The organism is Parasphingorhabdus sp., assembly GCF_048267785.1.
Classification (GTDB): domain Bacteria; phylum Pseudomonadota; class Alphaproteobacteria; order Sphingomonadales; family Sphingomonadaceae; genus Parasphingorhabdus.
Genome location: NZ_JBLWWU010000001.1, coordinates 128,749 through 153,495 on the forward strand (window position 1 = coordinate 128,749; position 24,747 = coordinate 153,495).

Sequence of the window (24,747 nt, forward strand, 5' to 3'; positions counted from 1 at the left end):
CGCATAACCGTTAGCCTCACTCGGAGTCCGGCTTCTTGCGCGACGCCAGCCCCAATATTTTCAATTTTCGATGCAGGGCGGAGCGTTCCATGCCGATGAAATTTGCGGTTTTGGAAATATTGCCAGAAAATCGCCTGATCTGTACTTTCAGATATTCCCGCTCGAAGCTTTCCCGCGCTTCTCGCAACGGCGAACCCATCAAAGAGGCAACGCTCTGGTCGAGATCGTCGTCATTGCCGAGAATTTCGGGAGGCAACATATCCACCTCGATTTTTGTGAATTTGTCCTTGGGTGCCAGAATGATCGTCCGTTCGATGACATTGCGCAATTGCCGGACATTACCAGGCCAGTCGCAAGCCTGTAGCGCCGCCATGGCTTCGTCCGAAATTTCCGGTGGAAGCAAGCGTTGATCGGCGGCAAAGCGCGCGGCATAATGTTCGACAAGGACCGGGATATCTTCCCGTCGCTGATTGAGCGGCGGCAATACGACCGGTACCACGTTGAGACGGTAGAACAGATCCTCCCGGAATCGCTTCTCACGAATTTCAACGTCAAGGTCACGGGACGTTGCGGAGACCACCCGTACATCGACATTCACCTTCTGGGAACCGCCGAGCCGGTTAAAGCTTTGCTCGGTCAGCACCCGTAATATCTTGCCCTGGGTGTCGAGCGGCATATCGGCAACTTCATCGATGAACAAAGTTCCGCCATGGGCCTCTTCCATCAATCCGGTTTTTTCGATTTTCCCGTTCTTTTCGGTACCGAAAAGCTCTTCTTCCACACTTTCGGGTGACAGGCGGGCGGCGCTGATCGTTACAAACGAAGCGTCCGCACGAGTGCTCCAGTTGTGCATCAGACGTGCCGCGACTTCTTTGCCGACACCTGCGGGCCCGGAGATTAATAGCCGACTTCCCGTGCCGGCTACACGTTTCAATGTGGCTCGGACATTATTCACCGCCGCCGAATTTCCGGTCAATTCATCGGAGAATCCCACACGTGCCTTCAATATTTCGTTTTCCCGGCGAAGACGTTCGGTCTCGGTTGCTCTGGATACCAGATGCAGCAGAGTCTCGGCTTCAAAGGGCTTTTCAATGAAATCGACCGCGCCCTGTCCTACGGCTGCGACTGCTGTATCAATATTGCCATGGCCTGAAATAACGATGATTGGCAGTTTTGCATCCAGTTGCTTCAATTCGGATAGCAACTCCAGGCCATCCATTCGCGATCCCCTCAGCCAGACATCGAGCAGAACCAGAGAAGGTCGACGCTCGTTGACCGCAGCAAGCGCGGCATCACTGTCTGCCGCTACACGGGTGCTATATCCCTCGTCTTCCAGCACACCGGATATCAAATCACGAATATCAGGTTCGTCATCGACAACCAAAATATCTAACGCCATATGAAGCCTCTAATCCTATTTCTCAATTTCAATCAGTTGACCATCACTGTCATCGAAATCAGTCGTTGTCGCAGCAGACGCATCATCCCTGGCAGGAGATAATCTTGCCAGTTTTGACGGACTGAACCGGATCGTAACCTGGGTGCCGCCCTCTGGTGCATCGCAGAATTTCATTTCGCCGAAATGTTCTTCGACGATCTTCTTGACGATCGCCAGACCCAACCCGGTACCGCTGGCCCGTGTCGTCATATAGGGTTCGACGATCCTGTCGCGTTCGATTGGCAAGCCAATGCCATTATCCGTCAGGTCAATGACGACCAATTGATTTTCGGTTCGAACTGCCAATTCTATTTTGCCGTCGGACAGCGTAAAATCTTTGTTGGTTTCAGCCTTTTGCTGAATGGCTTCAGCCGCATTTTTGATAATATTGGTCAATGCCTGACCCAGTTGCCGACGATCGCACACAAGGGTGATCGGCTCATCCTCGGCAACAAAATTAAATGCGATGGAGGAATGCGCCACATCCTGCAAGAACAACGCCTGCTTGAGGATATCATCGAGGTTTTCCTCACGGAACACCGGTTTGGGCATGCGTGCGAACGACGAAAATTCATCGACGATATTTCTAAGATCTCCGACCTGCCGGATAATTGTCTTGGTGAGATTATCAAATACGGCAGCATCTTCGCCGATATGCGGGCCGAATCTGCGTTGCAGGCGCTCCGCCGCCAACTGGATGGGTGTCAAAGGATTCTTGATTTCATGAGCGATCCGTCTTGCGACATCGGACCATGCGGCTCGCCGTTGATCGAGCAATTGCTGGGTTATGTCTTCAAAGGTGATGACGTGGCCCGTCGGGCCACCAACGATTTTTACCGCCAGCGTTCGCATGTCCGAATCTGATGCGAATTCGATGATGCTGTTTTCGACGCCTTCCTGAATGAGTTCGGCAAATTGCGGAGCCGCTTTGCGGATATCGACATCGAGCAAATCCTCGGCGGATTTTGAAAGCAGCGACTGGGCCTGCGAATTGACGAGCTTGATTTCCCCTTTCTCATCAAGACTGATAATTCCAGCGGTGACCGATTCCAGCACCGCCTCGATAAACGCCCGGCGGCTTCCCAATTGCTCGTTTGCTGTCATCAGGGCGGTTGTTTGCGTTTCAAGCCGTTCGGTCATGCGGTTGAATGCCCGTCCCAATGTGCCAATTTCGTCATTCTCGAACGTTCCTGGCACCCGCGTCGCAAGATCCCCTTCGGTGACCCGCTTTGCTGCATGAACCAGATCGCTGACCGGTTTGACCATCCGATCCGCAACCATCAGTGCAATCCACAAGACCAGACCGACAATGAGCAGCGAGATGACAAACAGCGCGATATTAAACTGTAATTGCAGGCTTCTCGACCGAGAAAACAGCTCGTCATAATCGGCAAGAACCGCCTGCGCCCTTTCCCACTGGCTCAACGCGAGCATGTCGGAATCTCGTGCGGCGTAGAGGAATATCCGCGATTTCAGATCGAGCGCCGTCACTGCTTCAATCTTGTTCGGCCGTGCAGTCACGACGTAGTTTTTGCCTTGTTCGAGCTGCTTCATAACCTCGTCGGTTATCTTGGGCTGTTTGTCACCGTCATCCGGGTCCACCGCTGCAGCTGTGCGCGCCAGGCCATCCGGTCCGATTTCTATAATCGCCGATTCATTGAGCTTGCGGGACAGCACCTGGAAGACATAGCCTTCTGCAAATTCGGGACTCTCGAGATTGGCCTGTTCCAAATAATTGCGCAAATCATTGGCCATGGTGATCGTCTCTTCGCCAACTTCACGCTGATTTTGCTCATAATAGCCGCGCGCCAGATCATTGGCGTTTTCCAGCATCCCCCTGGCCCGGTCGGAGAACCAGAATTCGACGCCATATTGAAACAGCAATGAGGCAAAAATGACCACCAGCAACATCGGAATGCTGGCGACCAGAGAGAATAAGGCAACCAGTCGAACATGCAATCGGCCTTTACTACCGATTGAGGACTTGGCCGCCCTGCCCTTTGCAATCCGCCGACCGAACAGGACCAGCAAGGTCATCGCAGGAAGCAAGTTCGCCACAAGCAATGCGGCGGTCAGTGGCGGCGAAATAAAATCCGTCTGGTCCGACTGTCTGCTGAGCAGAAAATATGTGCCAACCATTATTGCTCCAAAAACGAGCAACGCAATCCATTCGATCCGTCTTACCAATGTCTCTCGCTCGACCATCAGCGACAAACGCCGTAGCCAGTTGGGTACCCGCTGGACCAGATTATGGTTGGAAAGCCTCATTGTGCTTTCAATACAACAGTTTCGTTGCGGGAAAAGCACTAATATTGCAAATATATCACGGTTCGACGAAGCAATCCGTCAGCTCGTCGTGGATGGCTATTTGGATTCGCTCGGGTCAATCTGATATTCGTTCAGCTTCTTGCGCAAGGTATTTCGATTTATCCCGAGAATTTTTGCGGCCTTTATCTGGTTGCCATGCGCGTGGTGCATCATCTCGATCAGCAACGGCCTTTCAAATTTCTCCAGCGCCATGGCATAGAGATTTTCCTTTTCCGGATGAGCCATCAAACCCAGCACGATCGATTTGATATGGCTTTCAAATTCGAGATTCTCGGCTTCGATCCGATCCTCGCCCTTGTCCGCGGAGAGGATTTGGCGGATCGCGTCCTCGGAAAGCGTGTCTTCCCTGCCAGTCACCACAAGGCGATAGATAACATTTTTGAGTTCGCGGACATTCCCGCGCCAATAATGATGACAGAGCAGGTTCATTCCCTCTTGGGAAATCTGCTTTTGGGGTAGCCCTTCGGTTACCGCTAGCTTGAGAAAATGGGACGCCAGCGCCGGAATATCACTGGCGCGTTCCCGCAGCGGTGGCAGTTCAATCGGCACCACGTTGATCCGGTAATAGAGATCTTCGCGGAATTTTCCCTGTTCGATCAATTCGAGGAAATTATGATTGGTGGCAGCAATAATCCGGACGTCGAGCTTCACCAGCCCCTTGCCGCCGACCCGGTTGATTTCGCCAGACTGGAGCGCTCGCAGCAGGCGAGTCTGGGCATGCATTGGCATATCGCCGATCTCGTCAAGGAACAGGGTACCCCCCTGTGCCTGTTCAAATTTGCCGGAAGCGCTGGCCACGGCACCGGTAAACGCGCCTTTTTCATGTCCAAAAAGTTCGGCCTCAATCAACTCCGATGGAATTGCGGCCATGTTCACGGCTATGAACGGTCCTGACTTCCGATGCCCCAGGCCATGGATCGCTTCTGCAACCAGTTCCTTGCCGGTTCCCGATTCCCCTAGGACTAGAACCGACAGATCGTTTTTCAACAATCTGGCAATCATCCGATAGACTTCCTGCATCGCCGGGCTTCGTCCGACCAGCGGAAGACTTTCTTCTTCCATCGACGGTTCGTCGGCCGGTATATTCTTCGGTTTCAACGCCTGCCCGACGACCTGTACCAACTCGTCGAGATCAAATGGCTTGGGCAGATATTCAAACGCGCCGGTTTCAGAAGCGCGCACCGCGGTATTGAGCGTATTCTGCGCCGAGATGATGATGATCGGAATATCGGGATGGCTCGCCTTCACGCTGTCGAGAGAAGAAATTCCGTCGCCCTCTCCCAGTCCAACATCCGTGAGTAACAGATCATAGGAACTGCTCCCCATCAGCGCGTCGCGCTCGGCAATCGACTTGCAGCTTTCGACTTCATAGCCATCGGCCCGCAAAGCGGTGATGATGACATGGCTGACCGACAGATCGTCTTCGACTAATAGGATTTTTTCGTTGGCCATAGATTATCCTGACGTCAGTTTTTCGGTGCGACGGGAATGAACAGCGTAAACCTGCTCAATTCGTCATGATTTTCGCGATCATAGCGAATGCGGCCGTTCATATCGCGCATCAGCTTCTTCACCAGAGCTAAACCCAGCCCCTGCCCTTCCTTCTTGGTCGAGACGAAAGCCGAGAATATTTCCTGTTCCAGATCGGCTGGAACCCCGGGCCCATTGTCGCATACCATTATCTGGATCGGCAAGCGTACCGCCGCCTTGGCTCCCTGGGCGGACAGGGATGCGCCGAAACTGTAGCGGGTGATGATGTGGATTTCCGGATCGGACAGATGTTTTGTGGCGTCAACAGCATTGGCCAGCAAATTGGTCAGCACCTGCATCATGGCATCCGGATCGACCAGAGCATCCGGCAAGGACGGATCGAATTTGTCTTTGATTTTCACGGCCTGGCCGGTTGCGGCCTCGATCGACCGTCGTGCGCGGTCGATCAACGAATGAATATTGACGGCAGTGGTCTGGGCCGGCTGGTTGGAGGACAGTGTCTGCATCCGGTTGAGCAGATTGACCACGCGTTCCACTTCGCCGGTAATCATCTGCGTCAGTTTTTTTTGCGATGTATCAAGCTGCCGTTCCAGAAGCTGCGCGGCTCCTTTTATCGCAGCCAGTGGATTTTTGATCTCGTGACTCAAGATATCGGGTGCGCGGATAGCAAGATTGGATGGATCGCTGCTGTCATTCTCCAATATCGGCCCGTCCTGCGGCATCAGCGACAGAGAAATCAGCCGCCAGGAAGAATCCGAAGCCAGTGGATGAATATCAAAATCGACGATACCCAATTTGCGTTCTTCGCTCGAAATCATCACGCCGCGCGCGGTCAGACTGATTTCCCGTTCGGTCAAGGCAGTGTTGAGTCTCTCGTCGGGAAAATGCAGTATCTTCTGTACCGGGCGGCCGATCAAATGTTTCGCACTGGTTCCAAACAAGGCTTCGCCTGCTGGGTTGATCCGGGTTATAATGTGATTCGAATCCACAACAATCAATGCGTGTTTGAGCCCGGCCAGAATTTGTTCGACCGACGGATCAATGTCCATCAGGCTGCCGCTTTATCCAGCCAGGGCGCGTAGAATTCTTCCAGCATTTCCAGCACCAGGTGCGGATCGGCCACGCTGTTCGCGCGGTTCCGGAATTCTGCCGATCCGGGCAATCCCTTGGTGTACCAGCCAACATGCTTGCGCGCGACCTTGACGCCGACATCTTCTCCGTAGAGTTTCAGCATGTCGCGATAATGTTCGTCGAGTATCGCATATTGCGCCCGGATATCCGGGTCCGGCAGACTTTCTCCGGTTTTAAACCAGTGCATGAACTGTCCGAGCAACCACGGCTTGCCATAGGCGCCCCGGCCAATCATCAAACCGTCCGCGCCGCTTTGTTCCAGCGCAGCCTGCCCGTCTTCGATAGTGCAAATGTCTCCATTGACGATGACCGGCACGGAAACAGCTTCTTTGACTTTTCTGACAAAGGCCCAGTCGGCACTGTCCCGGTACATCTGGCAGCGGGTTCTGCCGTGTACAACAATCATTTTTGCACCGAGGTCTTCCGCAATATGGGCCAGTTCAGGTGCATTCAAACTTTGATGGTCCCAGCCCATCCGCATCTTGACGGTCACCGGCACCTTGACTGCGGCGACGGTCGCCTTGATCAGGGATGCGGCCAGCGGAAGGTCGCGCATCAGCGCCGAACCCGCATCGCCATTGACGACTTTTTTGACCGGACACCCCATGTTGATATCGATAATCTGCGCGCCGCGATCCTCGTTCAGCTTGGCTGCTTCGGACATTGCTCCCGGATCACAGCCGGCAAGCTGCATCGAAACCGGCTCCTCGATCGGATCCCAGGCACATTTCTGCAACGATTGGCGGGTTTCGCGGATCATCGCCTGACTGGCGATCATTTCCGTGACATTGAGTCCGGATCCGAAACGCCGGACCAGTTTGCGAAACGGCAAATCGGTAACACCTGTCATCGGCGCCAACAAAACCGGGCTTGCGATTTCAATATCGCCAATCGAGATGGGGTTGAGTTTCATTAATATTGCCTAAAATTTGAGCATCCCTTATCGACAAATCTATTTTGAGGCAAGAATTGCTTCATGCTGCTTCTCGGCGTAAATCGCGGTTGATGATTGATACCGACAATTCTACCCAGCAAACCCATGCATTGATCGTCGCCGCCGGCATCGGTGCGCGATCCGGATTGTCCCTTCCCAAGCAGTTCGAGATGGTAGACGGGAAGCCCATGGTGCGCCACAGCGTCGAGAGTCTTTCCACCCATCCCGCCATTGACCAGATATGGATCGTGATAGCAGAAGGTCAGGAAGAGCTGCTGAACACGGCGCTTGGCACCGGTTCAAACCACAGGATCGTGATCGGTGGCGCGACCCGCCAGCAATCGGTTTTTAACGGTCTGATCGCGATCCGCGAGAATGGCGGCGCCGGAAATATCCTGATCCACGATGCCGCGCGTCCTTTTCTGCCTCATCATATAATCGACCGCTTGCTCGAACGATTGGACAGCCTATCGGCGGCAATTCCGGTCTTGCCCAGCGTCGATACCATGGTGCGACTGGTAGACGACCGTCTGGACCGGGCCGTGGACCGCAGCAGCCTGTGGCGCGTCCAAACCCCGCAAGCATTCGACTTTCAGAAGCTTGTCGCAGCCCATGAACAATTTCCCGCCGACCAGAACGCCAGCGATGACGCACAAATTTTCAAGACCGCAGGCCATGCCGTTGCGGTTGTCGAAGGAGACGAAGCATTGAAGAAATACACATGGCCGGCGGATTTTGGCGGAGAAAGAAAACAGCATATGAGAGAAATTCGCACGGGAATGGGTTATGATGTCCACCGTCTGGCCGCGGGCGAGGACTTGTGGCTGGGCGGCGTAAAAATAGATCATGACACCGGACTTTCCGGTCACAGCGATGCGGATGTCTTGCTGCACGCGCTCACCGATGCACTGCTCGGCACGATCGGTGCCGGCGATATCGGCGACCATTTCCCTCCCACCGACCCGCAGTGGCGCGGTGCTGCATCCGCCCGGTTTGTCGAGCATGCCGTCTCGCTCATCGCTGCGAAAGGCGGCGTGATCCATAATGTCGACATGACAATCATCTGCGAAGCTCCCAAAATCAAGCCACACCGCGACGCGATCCGGCACAATATTGCCGAAATATTGTCACTCGGGCCCGACCAAATAAGTGTAAAGGCTACCACAACTGAAGGACTGGGCTTTGCGGGCCGCAGGGAAGGAATCGCCGCACAAGCCATTGCTACGATTTCACTGGAGGAAAATTGATGAAAAAGACTCTCATGACCGGCCTTTCGATACTGGGCCTCGCCCACAGCGCATCGGCCCAGGCGGCTCAGGTCGAACAATGTCTCAGCGTGGCGCAAGCCGAGGCACTGATCACCTATATTTTGCCCACTGCCGTGCAGGCCAGCCGCAACAAATGTGCCGCAACCCTGCCTGCAACTGCGCCGCTGATGAAAGAAAATTCCGAGCAACTCGCGAAATATCGTGCAGCATCCGAAAGCGCGTGGCCGCAAGCCAAGGGCGCTGTATCAGTACTGGCGGGCGAGAAGCTGCCTGCGGACATTGATGATACACTGTTGCGACCGATTGCCGACGCGATGTTCACCCAGTTGATTGCCGAGGAAATCAAACCGAAAGACTGTAGCCTGATTGACAAGATATACGGCGATCTTGAACCGATGCCGTCCTCAAACCTTGCCAGTCTGGCGATAACAATCGTTCAGGCCGCGACAAAGGAAGACAAGAAACAGAATATTCCCATTTGCAAAGCACCGGCATGATGGTCTAACGGCGCCGGTCTATGAAAAATCTCCTCCCTCCCGAGCTTGTCACGCTAGCGACAACGGTCATCGAGAAAAACCGGGCTGCCGGACGGCGGATAACCGTTGCCGAAAGCTGCACCGGCGGTTTGGTTGCTGCGGCGCTGACGGAAGTGCCGGGCAGCAGCGACGTGTTCGATTGCGGTTTCAACACTTATTCGAATGAGGCCAAGCAGAGAATGCTGGGTGTCAGCAACGATTTGCTGGATACATTCGGCGCGGTTTCAATCGCAGTGGCATGGGAAATGGCCAAGGGCGCTCTCGAACGATCCGAGTGTGACGTCGCTGTCGCCATTACCGGCGTTGCTGGACCAGGCGGCGGCACAGAGAAAAAGCCGGTCGGCACCGTGGTCTTTGCCAAAGCCGAAAAAGGCAAGAGTACGGATGATGTCGTTGCCGACCGCAAGATGTTCGGCGATGACAAGAGCCGCGCCGATATCCGCTGTCAGGCGGTACTCGTCGCGCTGGAACTGTTGCTGCCCGAAGGCAGCGCGTAGCTGCTGCCATACATTTCCCCGGCGCGCTCGACAAAGGCGCTGGTCATCCGGTGCAAGGCTTTTGCAAACATCTGCCCCGCGAGTTTTTCAAACATGCGGTTCTTGAAGGTAAATTCGACATAGAAATCGACGTGGCATCCGCCGCCATCGCGCGGCCGGAACCGCCATTCATTGTGAAGCTGTTTTAGCGGACCATCAAGATAGTCGACATCTATCGACTGATTCTGTACCTTGATCACCCGTGACGCAAATTGCTCCCGCAAACCCTTGAATCCCACCAGAACATCGGCGAGCATCTCGGTTTCGCTGTCCGCCCTGATTCGCGTTCCTACCACCCAGGGCAGAAATTCCTGATAGCGCCCGACATCGGCGACCAGCGCGTACATCTGTCCTGCGCTGTACGGAAGATCGCGGGTTTCCCTATGCGCCGGCATCTAGAGCACCCGAACGCGCCAGCTTTTCCTCCCGTGCCTGGCGCATCTTGGCGAAATCCTCTCCCGCGTGATAGCTTGAGCGGGTCAAGGGGCTTGAAGCGACCAGCAGAAAGCCTTTTGCCCGGGCAACCGAGGCATAAGCGTCAAATGCCTGTGGCTTGACGAATTCGCTGACCTTCACATGTTTCGTTGTCGGCTGGAGATATTGCCCCATCGTCAGGAAATCGACATCGGCGCTGCGCATGTCGTCCATCACCTGATGCACTTCAAGTCGCTCTTCGCTCAGACCCAGCATCACACCCGACTTGGTGAAGATCGACGGATCGTGCCGCTTGACCTGTTCCAACAGACGCAGCGAGGCATAATAGCGCGCGCCCGGACGGATCGTCGGGTAGAGCCGCGGCACCGTTTCGAGATTGTGATTATAGACATCGGGCCTGGCCGTGACGATCGCCTCCACAGCCGCTTCCGATTTGTTGCGGAAGTCCGGCGTCAGGATTTCAATCGTGGTTTGTGGTGTTGTCCGACGCAGGGCCTCGATAACCTTAACGAACTGGCTGGCACCGCCATCCGGCAGATCGTCACGGTCGACCGAGGTCACCACAATATGTTCGAGCCCCAGCTTTGCTGCGGCATCGGCGGTATGCTGCGGCTCCAGAGCGTCTACCGCCATCGGCATGCCCGTCTTGACATTGCAGAAGGCGCAGGCCCGGGTGCAGACGTCGCCGAGGATCATGACCGTCGCGTGTTTCTTGGTCCAGCATTCACCGATATTCGGGCAAGCCGCTTCTTCACATACCGTGTTAAGTTTATGCTCCCGCATCAACGCGCGGGTTTTTTCAAATTCGGCACCCATCGGCGCTTTTACGCGAATCCAGTCGGGTTTGCGCTGGCGTTCTGGCGGGCCATCGGGCGAAGTTATCTTGGTGATTTCGTTCATTTCTGTCAAATAGGGGAAGAAAACCACTCTTGCCACCCCCTAAACCGGTGATATGGACCGAAACATGAGAAATTTTTCAGACCTGCTCGATGGCTATCGCCGTTTCCGTTCCCAACAATGGGCGACGCAGCGTGATCGCTGGGACGAGCTCAAAGAAGGCCAGAGCCCGAAAGTCATGATCATCGCCTGCAGCGACAGCCGGGTTGATCCGACGCAGATTTTCGACACCAATCCGGGCGAAACCTTTGTTGTCCGCAATGTGGCAGCATTGGTCCCCCCGTTTGAAACGACTCCTGGTCATCACGGTGTTTCCTCTGCACTGGAATTTGCCGTGCAGTTTCTCAACGTCGACGAAGTGGTGGTCATGGGTCATGGCAGCTGTGGCGGCTGCGCAGCGGCCCTGTCCGAGCAGATGAAAGACATGCCCCCCGGCAAAGGCGGGTTTATCGCCGACTGGATCACCCTGCTCGACGATGCGCGGGCCAAAGTCGCGCACGATCATGGAGATTTGAGCAGCCGCGCCGCGCAGCTGGCGATGGAGCATGAAGGGATCAAGACCAGCCTTGCCAATTTACGGACTTTTCCGTGCATTCAGGAGAAAGAGGCGGACGGATCGATTCGTCTGATCGGTGCATGGTTCGCGATCGCCGAGGGCAGATTGCATGTGCTGGACGACGAGACGGATCAATTCTCACCAGTTGAGTGACAAGTTTCTTCGATATTCCAGCCTATTGACGAAATAACTTCAAAATCAATGCGATATTGCTGCATCTGGATCGCGGCTTTTACCGCAGGTGAGCTTTACAAACTTTACACTGTTATAAAATGAAAAGCCTCTGCCCGACCTCGGCAAGACACGACCGTGCGCGCGAATGGGATTCGCGCGATCCTGCAACCTGACATGTCAAAGAGCCGGGGCCAGCATAATCGATTCGCCCCGTTGTAGGACAGCATTTTTCCGCTTGAACGCCCTGCGCTCACGGCCCATTTATACATGATGAACCAACATCATGACAATATCGCTCTGCTGATCGATTCCGATAATGCCAGTCACAATGGCCTCGACCCGGTGCTGACCGCGCTGGCCGAGCTGGGAACAGTGAATATCCGCCGCGCCTACGGCAATTGGCGCAAGCAGTCGCTCAAGGGCTGGGTTGATATCCTCCATAAATATGGCGTCGAACCGCAACAGCAGTTCGACATGACCAAGGGCAAGAATGCCACCGACATGAAGATGACGATTGATGCCATGGACCTGCTGTTCCGCGGCAATGTCACCGGCTTCGGGATCATGAGCAGCGACAGCGACTTCATGCCGCTAGCGATGCGCATTCGGCAGGACGGCCTGCCCGTCTACGGTTTTGGCAGCGCCAAGACGCCTGAAGCGTTCAAGCAGGCGTGCAGCCGGTTTATCGACGTCGATGCGCTGATCAAGGCGGACCGCCGCAATCGGGCCATTCCTAGAAGTGACGTCAAGACACCAGCCAAATCGGACGGTCCGGGCAGCACAAGCGAAAGCAACGGCGAGGTTGATCCGGAGTTGCTCGACCTTCTTATCGACGCCTATCAGGCCAGTAAACGCGACGCCGAAGGCTATGCCAGCCTTAGCGAAGTGGGCAAGATCGCTGGCAACCGATCGAGTTTCGATGTCCGCAACTATGGTTTTTCCCGACTCTCCGAAATGTTTGAAGCGGTTCCGAACTTTCAGACAAAACGGGATGAGAATGGGCAGTTATTTGTCAAAAGGCTGCGGTGAGACCTTCTTTTCCCGTAAGGAAGAAGGTACACAAGACCCGTCCCCGTCCCGACGAAACGACCTCCCAAAAAGGCAAGTGGTGACATCGAGGTCAAAATCGTTATGACCGTCGGATGCAAACCGGAGCCTTATTTTCACTCGCCCTATATTTTATCCTGATGCTGGCCATCGGATTTTATGCCTGGCGCAAATCCACCGACAGCAGTGAAGGCTATCTCCTTGGAGGGCGACAACTCAGCCCCGCGGTTGCTGCCCTGTCTGCCGGGGCTTCTGACATGTCTGGCTGGTTGTTGCTCGGTCTGCCCGGCGCGCTATATGCTGCCGGGCTGGTCGAGGTATGGATCGGCATCGGCCTCTTTCTTGGCGCGCTTGTCAACTGGATCGTGGTCGCCCCGCGTCTGCGCGAACAGACCGAAAGACTCGGAAACGCCCTCACCATCCCCGAATTTCTCGCCAATCGTTTCCCCGATAAGGCGCTCGCGCTGCGGGTGACGTCGGCGATCATCATCGTATTGTTTTTTGCTGTCTATACTGCGGCAGGCCTGGTCGGCGGCGGCAAATTGTTCGAAACCAGCTTCGCCGGCCTGTTCGGCAACACCGGGATGAGCGATTATATGACCGGCATCTGGCTGACCGCGGGCGTCGTCCTCGCCTATACGATGGTTGGCGGCTTCCTTGCTGTCAGCCTGACCGATTTTGTCCAAGGCTGCATCATGGTCGTCGCGCTGGTGCTGATGCCGATCGTGGTATTGAGCAATGATGGCGGCATCAGTGCGGTCACCAGCCAGCTCAACGCGATTGATCCGGATTTCCTCAGCCTCACCGCCGGCCTTTCCTTCATCGGCTTTTTGTCGGCCGTGACATGGGGCCTCGGCTATTTCGGGCAGCCTCATATCATCGTGCGCTTCATGGCGATCCGCTCGGTGCCGCAGGTGGCCACCGCGCGCAATATCGGCATGAGCTGGATGGGCGTGGCCCTGCTCGGTGCCATCGGAGTCGGCATCACCGGACGCGCCTATGTCGAGATGAACGGGCTGGTGCTCGATGATCCGGAAACCATCTTCATCCTGCTGGCCAACACATTGTTCCACCCGCTGATCACCGGCTTCCTGCTAGCCGCCCTGCTAGCCGCGATCATGAGCACGATCAGCTCGCAACTACTGGTATCATCCAGTTCGCTGACCGAGGATTTCTACCGCCTGTTTCTGCGCAAGAATGCCAGCGAGCGGGAAACGGTCAATATTGGGCGTGTGTTCGTGGCGCTGGTCGCGCTGGTCGCCATCTATATCGCCCGCGATCCGGACAGCAAGGTTCTGGGACTGGTCAGCAATGCCTGGGCGGGCTTCGGCGCGGCGTTCGGGCCGCTGATCCTGCTGTCGCTGACCTGGAAACGGATGACCGGGGCTGGCGCGGTGGCGGGACTGGTGATTGGCGCTGGCGTGGTGATTCTGTGGATTTCGCTGGGTTGGAATAAGGAATTTCTCGGTGGTCCCGGGGTCTACGAGATTATTCCGGGCTTTGTCACAGCGATGGCGGCGATTGTCGGAGTTAGTTTGATCGGGAATGCGCCAGACAATCAAGGATGATTGCAATGGCCCGATTGCTAATGTTGAAGTGGCAAATTTTCAAACTTTGTAATGCCTAATCGAAATACTAACCCCGACACTGGTCATTAGGTTCGATTTGAAAGCGTCAGACTCCTCCTCTGATAGGCCAATCATGCCGCTTTCTTGCTCCCCAAACTATAGGTCGTGTTTTTGCTTCCATTCCCGGAAAGACGGGACTGACGATTCATATTCCCCAAATTCCACTTCATCGTTTGCCGATTTGGAGTATATTTTGTGAAGCATCATATCTCGCTCATGAAGATATGTGTCTAACAGATGATCATCGGAATTGGCTCTATTTTGCAAGACAAAAAATGTAGCAAAACCTACCAATACAGCCAGAACTAAGACGATAATTTCAAGTACTTCTATCTGTTCAAACACGATATTTGCTCCTTAACAACATACTTGGCAATAATCTGTTTTTGAGCTGACGATAATGCAGGATTCCATTGATCATCCATAATAATCTCTTGAACTTGTTTGCATTCGTGATCTTCGACGTAGTCAACGATTAAAAAACCGACGGCCGCGACAGAAGCCGTCGCAACAGCACCCAAAAGCGCATCCTTGAGCGTCTTCAACATAGGGTGAATATATATCACGAATTTTCAATTCGTCAAAATTTGAACTACCGTGTCAATTTCTTGTACGTCGCCCGGCTCGGCTTCAGTGCGTCCTCGCCAAGCCGCCGGATCTTGTCTTCTTCATAAGCTTCAAAGTTCCCTTCAAACCATTCCACATGGCTGTCGCCTTCAAACGCCAGGATATGCGTCGCGAGCCGATCGAGGAAGAAGCGGTCATGCGAGATGACCACGGCGCAGCCCGCGAAGCTTTCGAGGGCTTCTTCCAGCGCCGACAGGGTTTCGACGTCAAGATCGTTGGTCGGTTCGTCGAGCAGCAGCACGTTGCCGCCCTCTTTCAGCATCCGCGCCATATGCACCCGGTTGCGTTCGCCGCCGGATAGCTGGCCGACCTTTTTCTGCTGGTCGGTGCCCTTGAAGTTGAACGCGCCGACATAGGCACGGGTCGACATTTCATGCTTGCCGAGCGTCATATAGTCATGACCGTCGGAAATCGCTTCCCAGACATTCTTGTTCGGATCGAGATCGTCGCGGCTCTGGTCGACATAGCCGAGCTTGACTGTTTCACCAATCGACACGCTGCCATTGTCCGGTTCTTCCTGACCGATCAGCATTTTGAACAAAGTCGATTTGCCGGCGCCGTTGGGGCCGATCACGCCGACGATGCCGCCGGGTGGCAGAGTGAAGCTGAGATCGTCGATCAGCAGCTTGTCGCCAAAACCTTTTGATATATGATCGACCTCGATCACCTTGCCGCCAAGCCGTTCCGGGGTCTGGATAAGGATCTGGGCCTTGCCGGGATCGCGGTTTTCCTGTGCCTCGACCAACTGATCAAAGCTTTTGATACGCGCCTTGGACTTGGTCTGGCGACCCTTGGGATTCTGCCGCATCCAGGCCAGCTCGTCGCTGATTGCCTTCTGCTTGCCCTTGTCCTCGCGAGCCTCCTGTTCGAGGCGCTTGGCTTTCTTCTCCAGATAGAGCGAATAATTGCCCTCATAGACATAATAGCGCCCGCGATCGAGCTCGAGCATCCAGTTGACGACATTGTCGAGGAAATAGCGATCATGGGTGACCATGATGACATTGCCGGGATATTCGCGGAGATGGTTTTCCAGCCAGGCGACCGATTCCGCATCAAGATGGTTGGTCGGCTCATCGAGCAGCAATATGCTGGGTTTTTCGAGCAGTAGACGGCAGAGCGCGACGCGACGCTTCTCACCGCCGGACAGATTGTCCACCGCACTGTCGCCGGGCGGGCAGCGCAAGGCCTCCATCGCGATTTCGAGCTGGTTGTCGAGCGTCCAGCCATCGACCGCATCGATTTTTTCCTGCAACACGCCCATTTCTTCCATCAGCGCGTCGAAATCGGCGTCTTCCGGCGGATCGCCCATGATTTCGGTAATCTCGTTGAAACGGCGGATATGGTCAGCAATCTCGCCGACGCCGTCCATCACGTTTTCCTTGACCGTTTTGCTCTCGTCCAGCTCCGGCTCCTGCTCCAGATAGCCAACGGTAATCCCGTCCCCTGCCCAGGCTTCGCCAGTGAATTCTGTATCCTTGCCAGCCATGATCTTCATCAGAGTCGATTTACCAACACCGTTCGGTCCGACGATGCCGATCTTGGCATCGGGATAAAATTGCAGGCTGATATTTTCCAGTACCGGCTTTTGTTTGTTCTGGTAGGTCTTCGACAGACCCTTCATGACGAAAGAATATTGGGCGGCCATCTGTTTTGCTTTCTCACATGTTGCGCGTCATCCCAGCAGATGCTGAAATCTCAGGCGGCTTGGCGCTCGGTTTTAGGAGATCCCGGCTTTCGCCCGGATGACAGATTATTTTCAGGGCTTATGTAGCTATTCCGCCCCTCCCCCGCAAGAGACCATTGGCAAAGCACAAAAGGCGAGTTAGTCAGCAGCCATGAGAATAATAGCCACCCTGCTCGCTGGCGCATCGGCGCTTCTTTTGTCCACCACCGCTCTCGCGGGCAATCATGATCCGGTCGCGCTGCAGGCCAAGGCTCTGCAGGATGATGTCGCCTGGGACATAGTCGAAGGACTGACCACCGAGATCGGGCCACGACAGGCGGGCACAGAAGCCGAAGCAAGAGCGCGCATCTGGGCGGTCGCCAAGCTGAAAGCGCTGGGGTTCAGCAATGTCCGCAGCGAATCCTATATGATGCCGACCTGGATCAGGGGCAAGGAAACGGCGACTGTTGTCAGCCCTTTTCCGCAGGCGCTGGCGATTACCGCGCTGGGCAACAGCGGCAGTACCGGCGACAAGGGACTGACTGCGGAAGTCGTCTATTTTCCGACGCTGGCTGATCTGATTGCGGCACCGGATGGCAGCCTGAAGGGCAAGATTGCCTTTGTCAGCCACAAGATGAAACCAACACAGGACGGGTCCAGCTATGGGGCTTTTGGCCCTGCGCGCTTTGTCGGACCCAATATTGCCGCCAAGAAAGGGGCGGCGGCGATCGTCATCCGTTCGGCCGGAACCGATCATCACCGCAACCCGCACACGGGAAACACCAATTTCGAGGCGGGCGTGACGCCGATACCGGCTGGTGCGCTGTCCATTCCCGATGCGGAAAATCTCGAAAGAATATTTGCCCGTGGCAAAGCGGTGAAACTGAAGCTCGTATTGACCCCGCAGAATATCGGGCAGCAGGAATCCGGCAATGTGATTGCCGAACTGCCGGGCAGCGATCCGTCGCTCGGCATGATCGTGATCGCCTGTCATCTCGACAGCTGGGACCTCGGTACCGGTGCGATTGACGATGCTTCGGGCTGCGCCATCACCACAGCCGCTGCGAAGCATATCATGGCAGGAGGCCAGCCAAGACGCACAATCCGGCTGCTTTGGGCCGGAGCCGAGGAAGTCGGCATCTGGGGCGGAAAAGCCTATGGCGAGGCGCATAAGGGCGACAATCATGCGCTGGCGATGGAATCGGACTTTGGCGCCGACCGGATCTGGCGGGTGGAATTCAACCTGCCGGACGGCGCTTCCGCTCTGGCTGATCAGGTCGCGACAGCGCTGCAACCGCTCGGTATCGGACGCGGACAGCAGAAAGCCAGTGGCGGAGCGGATGTGCAGTCAATCATCGCCAATAATAATCTCGCGGTCATCGATCTGCAGCAGGACGGCACACGCTATTTCGATCTGCACCACACGCCGGATGATACGCTCGACAAGGTCGATCCGGAACAATTGCGTCAGAATGTCGCGGCGTGGAGCACGGTGCTTTCGATCATCGCCAACAGCGATGCGGACCTCACCATGCCGGCAAAACAATGAAAAAAACCGCATTCCTTGTCCTGACCGCGCTGCTGCTCGCGGCCTGTTCCGAAACCCCGGTCGAGGAAAAGGGCGACGAGGCGATCGCCGAAATGGAAGCCCGGATTGAGGAAGAGGCGAAATCGCTGGAGGAAGCAGCCGATGAAGCGGTCAAGGCACTGGCGGAGGATATCGATGCAGAACTGGCCGCCGATGGTATTCCCGACCCTGCGGCAGTGACAGATGCGGATATGACCGAAAATTAGCCCGCCGGAGCTGATGTCGGCGCTCTTCCAGCATCAGGGCCAGAGGATATCGTCAACCGACCGGCAAGCTTAAAGTCGCGCGCAATCCACCATTTTCACGATTTTTCAGGATAATATCACCGCCATGTTCGCGGGCAATGGCACGCGCGAGTGTCAATCCCAGCCCCGACCCACCGGTTGCACGATTGCGCGACGACTCTCCCCGCAAAAAAGGCTCGAACATCGTCTCTATTTTCTCGTCAGGGATTCCAGGTCCGTCATCATCGACATTTATCATCAGCATATCGCCAGACTTTTCCACAGAGATGTCCGCAACTTCGCCATAAAGGGTCGCATTTCCAATCAGATTCCGCAAAGCCCGGCGAACAAGCGTTTCGCGGATATTCGCGATCTGTTTCGCGCCTCGCTGATAGCGGACATCGTGCCCCAGATCGGTGAATTCATCGACAACCGTCTCGATCAGCGAACGGATATCGACGATATCCGTCTGCTCGCGGGATCGACCAAGCCGAGCGAGCGACAAGATATCGTCTAGCATATGGTCTATATCTTCAATGCCGGCGATCATGCGCTCACGATCATCATCATCTTCCACATTTTCAACCCGGACCCGCAGGGCGGCCAGCGGCGTGCGGAGATCGTGTCCAATCGCCCCCAGCATGACATCCTTTTCGTTGATCATGCTGCTCACACGACCGCTCATGTCGTTGAAAGCCCTGATCAATTCTCGCGTGTCGGGGGGACCCTGTTCTTCGAGCATCTCCGTCTCGCCGGGTTGAAAGAACTGAGCTTTGGCGGTGAGCGATTTCAACGGTCGCGAAATATAGCGCCCGAAAATGATCAGCGGAATCAGCATCAGCAGATAGATGGTAATCGTTTGTAACAGCAGGGTGCGCACCAATACGGGTGTTCGCCCCCGTACGGCAGAAGCGATACTGACCCAAGGGCCACCCATCTGCTTCACCGAAATTATCACAAAACCCGTGGTTTCGTCGGGCGATGTCCGTACGCCCATGGACCTGTTTATCGGGTTGTCACGCCATTGACCGCGATTGGCGCCGATTACGTGACCGGTCATTTCTGGCGTCAGGTTTCTGAGAGACGTCACCCGAATTTCGGAAAATCCGATACCCATGTTGGCAAAGGCCTGCCCGGCTCTTGTTTCAAGTTCCGGCAGCCGTGGCATATCGGCGGTCACTGTGCTATCGGAACTATAGCGAAGCTGCCCCATGCGCCGGGCCCGCGCCGTGCCGTGGCGCAGGGCGGACCGATCATTGGCTTGTCTGTCCAGACCGAAAGCAATCCGGGAGACGGCTGATGTCGACGCTTCTACCAAATTCTGGTTCTGGGCCCCGCGATAGAGCAGGAAACTGTTTATGCCCTGCGCCAGCAATAGCATAAGGGCAACGACAAGCAGGAGTTGTCCGACCAGGCTCTTAGGCCATAAATGTTTCACAGGGACTTCACCTCGCCCGCCAGCACATATCCGCCACCCCATACCGTCTTGATGATTTCAGGGTTTTTGGGGTCTGATTCTATTTTGCGGCGCAGCCGGCTAATCTGATTGTCTACGGCGCGATCAAACGCATGCGCCTCGCGGCCCTGGGTAATATCCAGCAACTGGTCCCGGTTGAGTACTTTTCCGGCGCGCGATACCAAGGCCAGCAGCATCTGATATTCACCGGTGGACAGTGATACGCTCACGCCATCTGCATCGATCAGACTGCGCTTGTCACATTTGAGGGTCCAGCCCGAAAACTGATACGCCCCGCCCGCGGTTTCCATCTGTTTCGCGCCGCCTTTTTCAATCCGGCGCAATATGACCTTGATCCGCGCGACAAGTTCCCGGGGACTGAACGGTTTGGTGATATAATCATCCGCTCCCAGCTCGAGCCCGATGATCCGCTCGGTTTCTTCGGTCTTCGCGCTGATGAAAATGACCGGGATGCTGGTCTTGTCGGTGACGAAGCGGCACAGGCTCAGCCCATCTTCGCCGGGCATCATGATATCGAGCAGGATTATGTCAAAATCATAGGCGTTGAGCAGAGATCTGGCGATGCTCGCATCACTGGCCTGCTGGACCTTATAGCCCTGCTTGATGAGATATTCTGCCAATGGCTCGCGCAGCGAGGCTTCGTCATCAACCAGCAATATGTGAATCTTGTTCGTCATCAAATAGCTCTATCACAGGATCAACAAAAAGGAACGGACCGCCAGCCAGTTTGGGGGAGAAGGGGGAGATGGCTGACGATCCGTTCGCGAAAAGAGTGGTTCAGGGATTAACCGCCTCTTTTATTCCGTTCGCCACGCTGGCCCTTATGGGCAGCCTGACGCTCTTCCTTGGTGAGCTTGCCGTCATTATTGGCATCGGCCTGGTCGAAGCGAGCAAGTGCCGCGGTTGTGAATTCAGCCTTGCTGATCTTCTGGTCACCATTTGTGTCAGCATTACGCATCATCGCCATACCCTGACCACCACGTTTGTGGCCTTTGCCGCGCATGCCTTTACCGCCGCGCTTGCCCATCATTGCCTGAGCTTCTTCCTGACTGAGCTTGCCATTGCCGTCCTTGTCGGCGCGGGCAAATTTACTGGCTTTGCGTTCAGCACGAGCCGCTTCGATTTCGGCCTGGCTCAATTCGCCATCGCCATTGGTATCGGCCTTGGCAAAACGTTCGCCGCGTTTGGCTGAACGATCTGCGCGTTTGGCGTCCCGATCTTCCTTGGAGAGATAGCCATCGCCATTCACATCCATTTTGGTAAAGCGGGTGTTCAGCGATGCTGTCATTTCAGCGCGGCTTATCGCACCGTCAGCATTGGTATCGGCCCGCATACCGCGGTCACCGGGAGCGGCAACGGCGATTCCGCCAGCCATCAAAAGTGCAGTTGCGCTCGAGATCATAATTGCTTTTTTCATTTTCATATTCCTCATGTTCCTATTCAGGGAAACGGTCTTATCGTTCCGCCATGAATGCTGTTCTAATGACCACTTGTCGCTGAACTTTGTCAGAACAGACGAAAATTGTCGCAAATTGTATCAATAGGCAGCAATGGTTCATTTAGGCGACAGGTTGCCTGTCTTGATCAGCGCTCTATCGACGCAATATAGGGTTCAGGAGCCTGCCCAGAGCAAATCTTCACGTCCGTGCAATCGGCAGCACCGCGCATCTAGCGCGTGCCATAACAATTACGTGGTCGGCGCTGGCGCGGCCATTCCTCCCATGGTCACTATCAAAGAAAGCCTGAAGCCCAGTATCAGGAAAATACCTCAAACGGGACCTCAAGCATATCTCATTGTGAAATAACCCGATCGGGATGGAGCAGTAATCCGGATACAAAATTCACTGTCCGTGCGCCGAACCGAATTCGGCCAGAATTCCGGCCGGTAACATCCATATCAACCGTGTTGTGGGAGTGAAGGGATGAAAAATTTTTGGCATTTACTCAATTATAGAAGTTCAAATACATTATACTGGACTGCGCCCCCCACCGAAGCGCCCAAACCGACTGCAACAATGTCATTCAACCACGCATAACGCTCATCACCAGTTTCAAACATCGGCGTTGTCCGGAAGTAGATTTCGCTACGCTCCTTGTCGTTTTGCGGACCGCCGTTCCGAGCATGTTTATGGGCAACCGACAATGGTCGCAACACGCCACGATAGGAAACGAAGATTAATGCCCCATCGTGCGTTTCTATCGTCACCCGCGCATCGAGACGCAAAGTATCGTTTTCATCAATTGTTGCCCAGTCGCCCCCGCCAGGCATCACGCGTCCTCGTAATCGCTCTCCCTCGACTTCTCCACCGGTCAACGCGGCGATCATTCTACGGCCAAAATGCGCTTTACCGATCTGTTGCTGCGGTTCTGTAAAAGCGGCACGATAAGAAAATAAATAACGAAATTCGGGTTCAATCATCTTTAATCCTTCGCTCAAATAGAAAATTGCGACGGGAAAAGTGAGTCCCGCCGCATTTGTTTCACATTTTGAAGGCCAGCGTCATCCCGTAGGTGCGGGGTGGCGCATAGGGCGTCAATATCTGCTGGAACGGAGCAAAATAAGTTACATAGGTCGGCACCAGTTCATCGGTCAAATTCTTACCCCACACCGACAGCTCCCACTGTTCGTTTTCACCCGCAATCGAGAACCGCGCGTCCAGATTATCATGGCTGGGCCAAATTTGCTGCGGGATATTGGAGGCTTCAAAAAAGGCGTCGTCAACCCAGCTATAATCGACCCGTAGCTTGGCAAACAGGTTGCCGATCGGAACTTCATAATAGCCACCGATATTTAACTTGTTTTTTGGCGAACGAGGCAGTTCATTCCCGGTGTAATCCTGTCCGGGAATTGCATATTCTGTAAATTTTGTGTCAAGATAGGCATAGCTGCCGTCAAACTGCAGTCCTCGAACCGGACGTATCACGAATTCAGCTTCGGCACCTCGAATCCGGGCCTTGGCGGCATTGCTGACAACCACACAACATAGAGGAACAAGTTGTGAAATCTGCAAATCCGAGTAGTCAGTCTGAAAAAGCGACACGTTCAAACGCAACGCCCTGTCAAGCCATTCGGTTTTCGCGCCCAACTCATAACCCCAAGCAAATTCAGGATCATACGGGGTTGATGCTCCTGCGGCGGTGCCAGAGAGACCCTGAAAACCACCGCTCTTATATCCGCGTGCAGCAGAGGCGTAGAACAGAATATCATCGGTGGCTTTCCAGTTGAGTGCGACGCGCGGAGTAAAGGCCTTCCAGTCTTCGCGACCCGTCACATCATAACCCGCGGCCGAACCAAGCGGCGGCGGCACTCCCGGTCCGCTATCAACCTTGAAGCCAGCAAAACGACCGCTTTTGCGTTCCCAAGTCATGCGCCCACCCGCCGTTACAGTGAGCGACGGAACTATTTCGAAATCCAACTGCCCAAACACTGCAATGCTACGCGCATTAACCGATTGTGGATAGCTACCAACCCCGGAAATGGCGGGACTGGGGAATTGCTGAATCTGCCCCTGAATCCGTTCATTGTTCTCCTTCAGATAATACACACCCGTCTGCCCGCTGAGCCGACCGTCAAATGCATCAAAAGCGAGGCGCAATTCCTGACTGAACTGACTGTTATCTTCCTGACCAAAATCCGTCGATTCAATCTGGGTGGGTGGATTGATCGGATTGCTGAAAAAGGCTGTTTCAAATTCGAAATCGACCTTGCGTAGGGCAGTTAGCGACGTGAGAGTGCCGAAGCCCAGGTCCAAGTTCACCTCGGCTGAATAGGACTCAACTCTACGTTTAATCAAACCGTCGGTATAGGCATTAACAACACGTGGATCAGGGTTGATGCCGACGCAATGGACGCCCCCGTTAAAGCTGGTGTCGCAGTTATTGTGCCGCGGATTGCCCTTTTGATCTTGATCCGACACGTCTGCACGCAGAATGATGTCGAGCGTATCGGTCGGCAAGAAACGCAACGCGACCCTGCCGGTAATAAGCTGTTGATCATTGACATCATTGCCGGTTGTTTCATTGAATTCATAACCGTCCCGACGCTTCATCGCCAGCCCCGCGGAGAGATATATCTTATCTGTAAGAGGCATATTGCCGCGCGCTGATACGCCGAACTTGCTGTAATTGCCTACCGTCCCTTCGAAAGCGAAGGAGGGATCATCGGAAGGCTTTCGACTGATGAACTGGACAAGTCCGCCAATGGCATTCTTACCGAATAACGTTCCTTGCGGACCGCGCAGCACCTCGACTCTTTCCAGATCGAGCGCATCGAGATCGGGGGTGCCGCCACGCCCGGCATACACACCATCGACAAACACCACGACCGATGGATCGCCGCCGGCGTTCTGACTAATTCCAGGCGCACTGCCTATACCGCGCATCGCAAAATTGGTGTTTATCGGATCAACGGCGCTAACACTCAAACCCGGTGTCCTAACCGCGATATCCTGCACTGTTTCGATGTTTCCCTGCCGCAGTTGCTCGGTACTGAATGCGGTTACCGAGACTGGAACATCCTGAAGCTTTTGCTCCTGTCGTTGCGCTGTAACGATGATTTCACCATAATCCTCGTCGGACTCCTGGGCAACCGCGAACTGCGGTATTGCCAACAAAGCTCCCCCGGCCAACAAGGACGCTACCCGACTCAATTCCCGCTTCGACATTTCACTCTCCCAAATGTTTGTTAGCAATCGATGCGCTTGAACATGCTTGACTATTGCTAACGTTTATAATTAGTTTCCTAAGGACTTGGTCATATCGTGGCTTTT

22 protein-coding genes are annotated in these 24,747 nt (G+C 54.8%); 8 read left to right on the plus strand and 14 right to left on the minus strand.

Annotation, left to right across the window (positions count from 1 at the left end):
• Positions 1 to 16: 16 nt before the first annotated feature.
• The 5 genes from ACN0VD_RS00580 to dusB form a co-directional block, all read right to left on the minus strand.
• Positions 17 to 1,399 carry a sigma-54-dependent transcriptional regulator gene (locus tag ACN0VD_RS00580; RefSeq protein WP_417590511.1) on the minus strand — a complete coding sequence of 461 codons (1,383 nt, stop codon included), beginning with the start codon at positions 1,397 to 1,399 and terminating at the stop codon, positions 17 to 19.
• A gap of 15 nt (positions 1,400 to 1,414) precedes the next feature.
• Positions 1,415 to 3,706: an ATP-binding protein gene (locus ACN0VD_RS00585; protein ID WP_417590513.1), complete on the minus strand. Its 2,292-nt coding sequence runs from the start codon at positions 3,704 to 3,706 to the stop codon at positions 1,415 to 1,417.
• A gap of 96 nt (positions 3,707 to 3,802) precedes the next feature.
• Positions 3,803 to 5,218, minus strand: coding sequence for a sigma 54-interacting transcriptional regulator (locus ACN0VD_RS00590; protein WP_417590515.1), 1,416 nt, complete (start codon positions 5,216 to 5,218; stop codon positions 3,803 to 3,805).
• 14 nt (positions 5,219 to 5,232) lie between these two features.
• Entirely contained in the window at positions 5,233 to 6,306 is a 1,074-nt protein-coding gene (locus tag ACN0VD_RS00595) for a two-component system sensor histidine kinase NtrB (RefSeq protein ID WP_417590517.1), read from the minus strand.
• A complete protein-coding gene (dusB, locus tag ACN0VD_RS00600) occupies positions 6,306 to 7,301 on the minus strand; it encodes a tRNA dihydrouridine synthase DusB (protein ID WP_417590519.1) in 996 nt (331 codons plus the stop codon). Before dusB ends, ACN0VD_RS00595 begins: the two co-directional genes overlap by 1 nt.
• Positions 7,302 to 7,393: 92 nt before the next feature.
• Between dusB and ACN0VD_RS00605 the strand changes: the two genes are divergently transcribed.
• Genes ACN0VD_RS00605 through ACN0VD_RS00615 form a run of 3 tightly spaced genes read left to right on the plus strand, consistent with a single transcriptional unit; the run spans position 7,394 to position 9,623 of the window.
• The gene (locus tag ACN0VD_RS00605; RefSeq protein ID WP_417590521.1) at positions 7,394 to 8,569 is read left to right on the plus strand and encodes a bifunctional 2-C-methyl-D-erythritol 4-phosphate cytidylyltransferase/2-C-methyl-D-erythritol 2,4-cyclodiphosphate synthase; all 1,176 of its coding nucleotides are present in this window, start codon (positions 7,394 to 7,396) and stop codon (positions 8,567 to 8,569) included.
• Positions 8,569 to 9,087, plus strand: a complete 519-nt coding sequence (locus ACN0VD_RS00610) for a hypothetical protein (protein WP_417590523.1) — start codon at positions 8,569 to 8,571, stop codon at positions 9,085 to 9,087. The genes ACN0VD_RS00605 and ACN0VD_RS00610 overlap by 1 nt, the downstream gene beginning before the upstream one ends.
• 20 nt (positions 9,088 to 9,107) lie before the next feature.
• Positions 9,108 to 9,623 (plus strand): CinA family protein, encoded by a 516-nt coding sequence (locus ACN0VD_RS00615; protein WP_417590525.1) that lies wholly within the window; start codon positions 9,108 to 9,110, stop codon positions 9,621 to 9,623.
• Here the strand turns inward: ACN0VD_RS00615 and ACN0VD_RS00620 are convergent.
• Positions 9,572 to 10,057, minus strand: a complete 486-nt coding sequence (locus tag ACN0VD_RS00620; RefSeq protein WP_417590527.1) for a type II toxin-antitoxin system RatA family toxin — start codon at positions 10,055 to 10,057, stop codon at positions 9,572 to 9,574. The genes ACN0VD_RS00615 and ACN0VD_RS00620 overlap by 52 nt on opposite strands.
• Complete coding sequence (gene lipA / locus ACN0VD_RS00625) at positions 10,044 to 10,997, minus strand: lipoyl synthase (RefSeq protein WP_417590529.1); 954 nt, start codon at positions 10,995 to 10,997, stop codon at positions 10,044 to 10,046. The genes ACN0VD_RS00620 and lipA overlap by 14 nt, the downstream gene beginning before the upstream one ends.
• Before the next feature lie 64 nt (positions 10,998 to 11,061).
• On the opposite strand from lipA, the gene ACN0VD_RS00630 reads away from it, so the two are divergent.
• The 3 genes from ACN0VD_RS00630 to putP all read left to right on the plus strand — a co-directional run bounded on the left by ACN0VD_RS00630 (position 11,062) and on the right by putP (position 14,339).
• Positions 11,062 to 11,703, plus strand: a complete 642-nt coding sequence (locus ACN0VD_RS00630; RefSeq protein WP_417590531.1) for a carbonic anhydrase — start codon at positions 11,062 to 11,064, stop codon at positions 11,701 to 11,703.
• Positions 11,704 to 11,994: 291 nt separating this feature from the next.
• Complete coding sequence (locus tag ACN0VD_RS00635; protein WP_417591065.1) at positions 11,995 to 12,753, plus strand: NYN domain-containing protein; 759 nt, start codon at positions 11,995 to 11,997, stop codon at positions 12,751 to 12,753.
• Between the two features lie 113 nt (positions 12,754 to 12,866).
• Positions 12,867 to 14,339, plus strand: coding sequence for a sodium/proline symporter PutP (gene putP, locus ACN0VD_RS00640; RefSeq protein ID WP_417590533.1), 1,473 nt, complete (start codon positions 12,867 to 12,869; stop codon positions 14,337 to 14,339).
• A gap of 156 nt (positions 14,340 to 14,495) precedes the next feature.
• Here the strand turns inward: putP and ACN0VD_RS00645 are convergent, their stop codons facing one another.
• Together ACN0VD_RS00645 and ettA are read right to left on the minus strand one after the other, a co-directional pair.
• The gene (locus tag ACN0VD_RS00645; protein ID WP_417590535.1) at positions 14,496 to 14,744 is read right to left on the minus strand and encodes a hypothetical protein; all 249 of its coding nucleotides are present in this window, start codon (positions 14,742 to 14,744) and stop codon (positions 14,496 to 14,498) included.
• A gap of 247 nt (positions 14,745 to 14,991) precedes the next feature.
• Entirely contained in the window at positions 14,992 to 16,671 is a 1,680-nt protein-coding gene (ettA, locus tag ACN0VD_RS00650; protein ID WP_417590537.1) for an energy-dependent translational throttle protein EttA, read from the minus strand.
• 190 nt (positions 16,672 to 16,861) lie between these two features.
• Here ettA and ACN0VD_RS00655 point away from each other — a divergent pair, with 190 nt between their 5' ends.
• Both ACN0VD_RS00655 and ACN0VD_RS00660 read left to right on the plus strand, forming a co-directional pair.
• Complete coding sequence (locus ACN0VD_RS00655; protein WP_417590539.1) at positions 16,862 to 18,238, plus strand: M28 family peptidase; 1,377 nt, start codon at positions 16,862 to 16,864, stop codon at positions 18,236 to 18,238.
• The gene (locus ACN0VD_RS00660) at positions 18,235 to 18,483 is read left to right on the plus strand and encodes a hypothetical protein (RefSeq protein ID WP_417590541.1); all 249 of its coding nucleotides are present in this window, start codon (positions 18,235 to 18,237) and stop codon (positions 18,481 to 18,483) included. The genes ACN0VD_RS00655 and ACN0VD_RS00660 overlap by 4 nt, the downstream gene beginning before the upstream one ends.
• 52 nt (positions 18,484 to 18,535) lie before the next feature.
• Here the strand turns inward: ACN0VD_RS00660 and ACN0VD_RS00665 are convergent, their stop codons facing one another.
• The 5 genes from ACN0VD_RS00665 to ACN0VD_RS00685 form a co-directional block, all read right to left on the minus strand.
• Positions 18,536 to 19,939: an ATP-binding protein gene (locus ACN0VD_RS00665; RefSeq protein ID WP_417590543.1), complete on the minus strand. Its 1,404-nt coding sequence runs from the start codon at positions 19,937 to 19,939 to the stop codon at positions 18,536 to 18,538.
• Positions 19,936 to 20,655 carry a response regulator gene (locus ACN0VD_RS00670; RefSeq protein WP_417590545.1) on the minus strand — a complete coding sequence of 240 codons (720 nt, stop codon included), beginning with the start codon at positions 20,653 to 20,655 and terminating at the stop codon, positions 19,936 to 19,938. Before ACN0VD_RS00670 ends, ACN0VD_RS00665 begins: the two co-directional genes overlap by 4 nt.
• Positions 20,656 to 20,762: 107 nt before the next feature.
• Entirely contained in the window at positions 20,763 to 21,395 is a 633-nt protein-coding gene (locus tag ACN0VD_RS00675) for a hypothetical protein (RefSeq protein WP_417590547.1), read from the minus strand.
• A gap of 531 nt (positions 21,396 to 21,926) precedes the next feature.
• The gene (locus ACN0VD_RS00680; RefSeq protein ID WP_417590549.1) at positions 21,927 to 22,397 is read right to left on the minus strand and encodes a DUF3237 domain-containing protein; all 471 of its coding nucleotides are present in this window, start codon (positions 22,395 to 22,397) and stop codon (positions 21,927 to 21,929) included.
• Positions 22,398 to 22,458: 61 nt separating this feature from the next.
• Positions 22,459 to 24,642 (minus strand): TonB-dependent receptor, encoded by a 2,184-nt coding sequence (locus tag ACN0VD_RS00685; RefSeq protein WP_417590551.1) that lies wholly within the window; start codon positions 24,640 to 24,642, stop codon positions 22,459 to 22,461.
• Positions 24,643 to 24,747: the final 105 nt, after the last annotated feature.

Excerpts from the sequence above, each read along its gene's own strand:
- ACN0VD_RS00580 (WP_417590511.1), bottom strand. The coding sequence starts at position 1,399 with ATGGCGTTAGATATTTTGGTTGTCGATGACGAACCTGATATTCGTGAT.
- ACN0VD_RS00585 (WP_417590513.1), bottom strand. The coding sequence starts at position 3,706 with ATGAGGCTTTCCAACCATAATCTGGTCCAGCGGGTACCCAACTGGCTA.
- ACN0VD_RS00590 (WP_417590515.1), bottom strand. The coding sequence starts at position 5,218 with ATGGCCAACGAAAAAATCCTATTAGTCGAAGACGATCTGTCGGTCAGC.
- ACN0VD_RS00595 (WP_417590517.1), bottom strand. The coding sequence starts at position 6,306 with ATGGACATTGATCCGTCGGTCGAACAAATTCTGGCCGGGCTCAAACAC.
- dusB (WP_417590519.1), bottom strand. The coding sequence starts at position 7,301 with ATGAAACTCAACCCCATCTCGATTGGCGATATTGAAATCGCAAGCCCG.
- ACN0VD_RS00605 (WP_417590521.1), top strand. The coding sequence starts at position 7,394 with ATGATTGATACCGACAATTCTACCCAGCAAACCCATGCATTGATCGTC.
- ACN0VD_RS00610 (WP_417590523.1), top strand. The coding sequence starts at position 8,569 with ATGAAAAAGACTCTCATGACCGGCCTTTCGATACTGGGCCTCGCCCAC.
- ACN0VD_RS00615 (WP_417590525.1), top strand. The coding sequence starts at position 9,108 with ATGAAAAATCTCCTCCCTCCCGAGCTTGTCACGCTAGCGACAACGGTC.
- ACN0VD_RS00620 (WP_417590527.1), bottom strand. The coding sequence starts at position 10,057 with ATGCCGGCGCATAGGGAAACCCGCGATCTTCCGTACAGCGCAGGACAG.
- lipA (WP_417590529.1), bottom strand. The coding sequence starts at position 10,997 with ATGAACGAAATCACCAAGATAACTTCGCCCGATGGCCCGCCAGAACGC.
- ACN0VD_RS00630 (WP_417590531.1), top strand. The coding sequence starts at position 11,062 with ATGAGAAATTTTTCAGACCTGCTCGATGGCTATCGCCGTTTCCGTTCC.
- ACN0VD_RS00635 (WP_417591065.1), top strand. The coding sequence starts at position 11,995 with ATGAACCAACATCATGACAATATCGCTCTGCTGATCGATTCCGATAAT.
- putP (WP_417590533.1), top strand. The coding sequence starts at position 12,867 with ATGCAAACCGGAGCCTTATTTTCACTCGCCCTATATTTTATCCTGATG.
- ettA (WP_417590537.1), bottom strand. The coding sequence starts at position 16,671 with ATGGCCGCCCAATATTCTTTCGTCATGAAGGGTCTGTCGAAGACCTAC.
- ACN0VD_RS00655 (WP_417590539.1), top strand. The coding sequence starts at position 16,862 with ATGAGAATAATAGCCACCCTGCTCGCTGGCGCATCGGCGCTTCTTTTG.
- ACN0VD_RS00660 (WP_417590541.1), top strand. The coding sequence starts at position 18,235 with ATGAAAAAAACCGCATTCCTTGTCCTGACCGCGCTGCTGCTCGCGGCC.
- ACN0VD_RS00670 (WP_417590545.1), bottom strand. The coding sequence starts at position 20,655 with ATGACGAACAAGATTCACATATTGCTGGTTGATGACGAAGCCTCGCTG.
- ACN0VD_RS00675 (WP_417590547.1), bottom strand. The coding sequence starts at position 21,395 with ATGAAAAAAGCAATTATGATCTCGAGCGCAACTGCACTTTTGATGGCT.
- ACN0VD_RS00680 (WP_417590549.1), bottom strand. The coding sequence starts at position 22,397 with ATGATTGAACCCGAATTTCGTTATTTATTTTCTTATCGTGCCGCTTTT.
- ACN0VD_RS00685 (WP_417590551.1), bottom strand. The coding sequence starts at position 24,642 with ATGTCGAAGCGGGAATTGAGTCGGGTAGCGTCCTTGTTGGCCGGGGGA.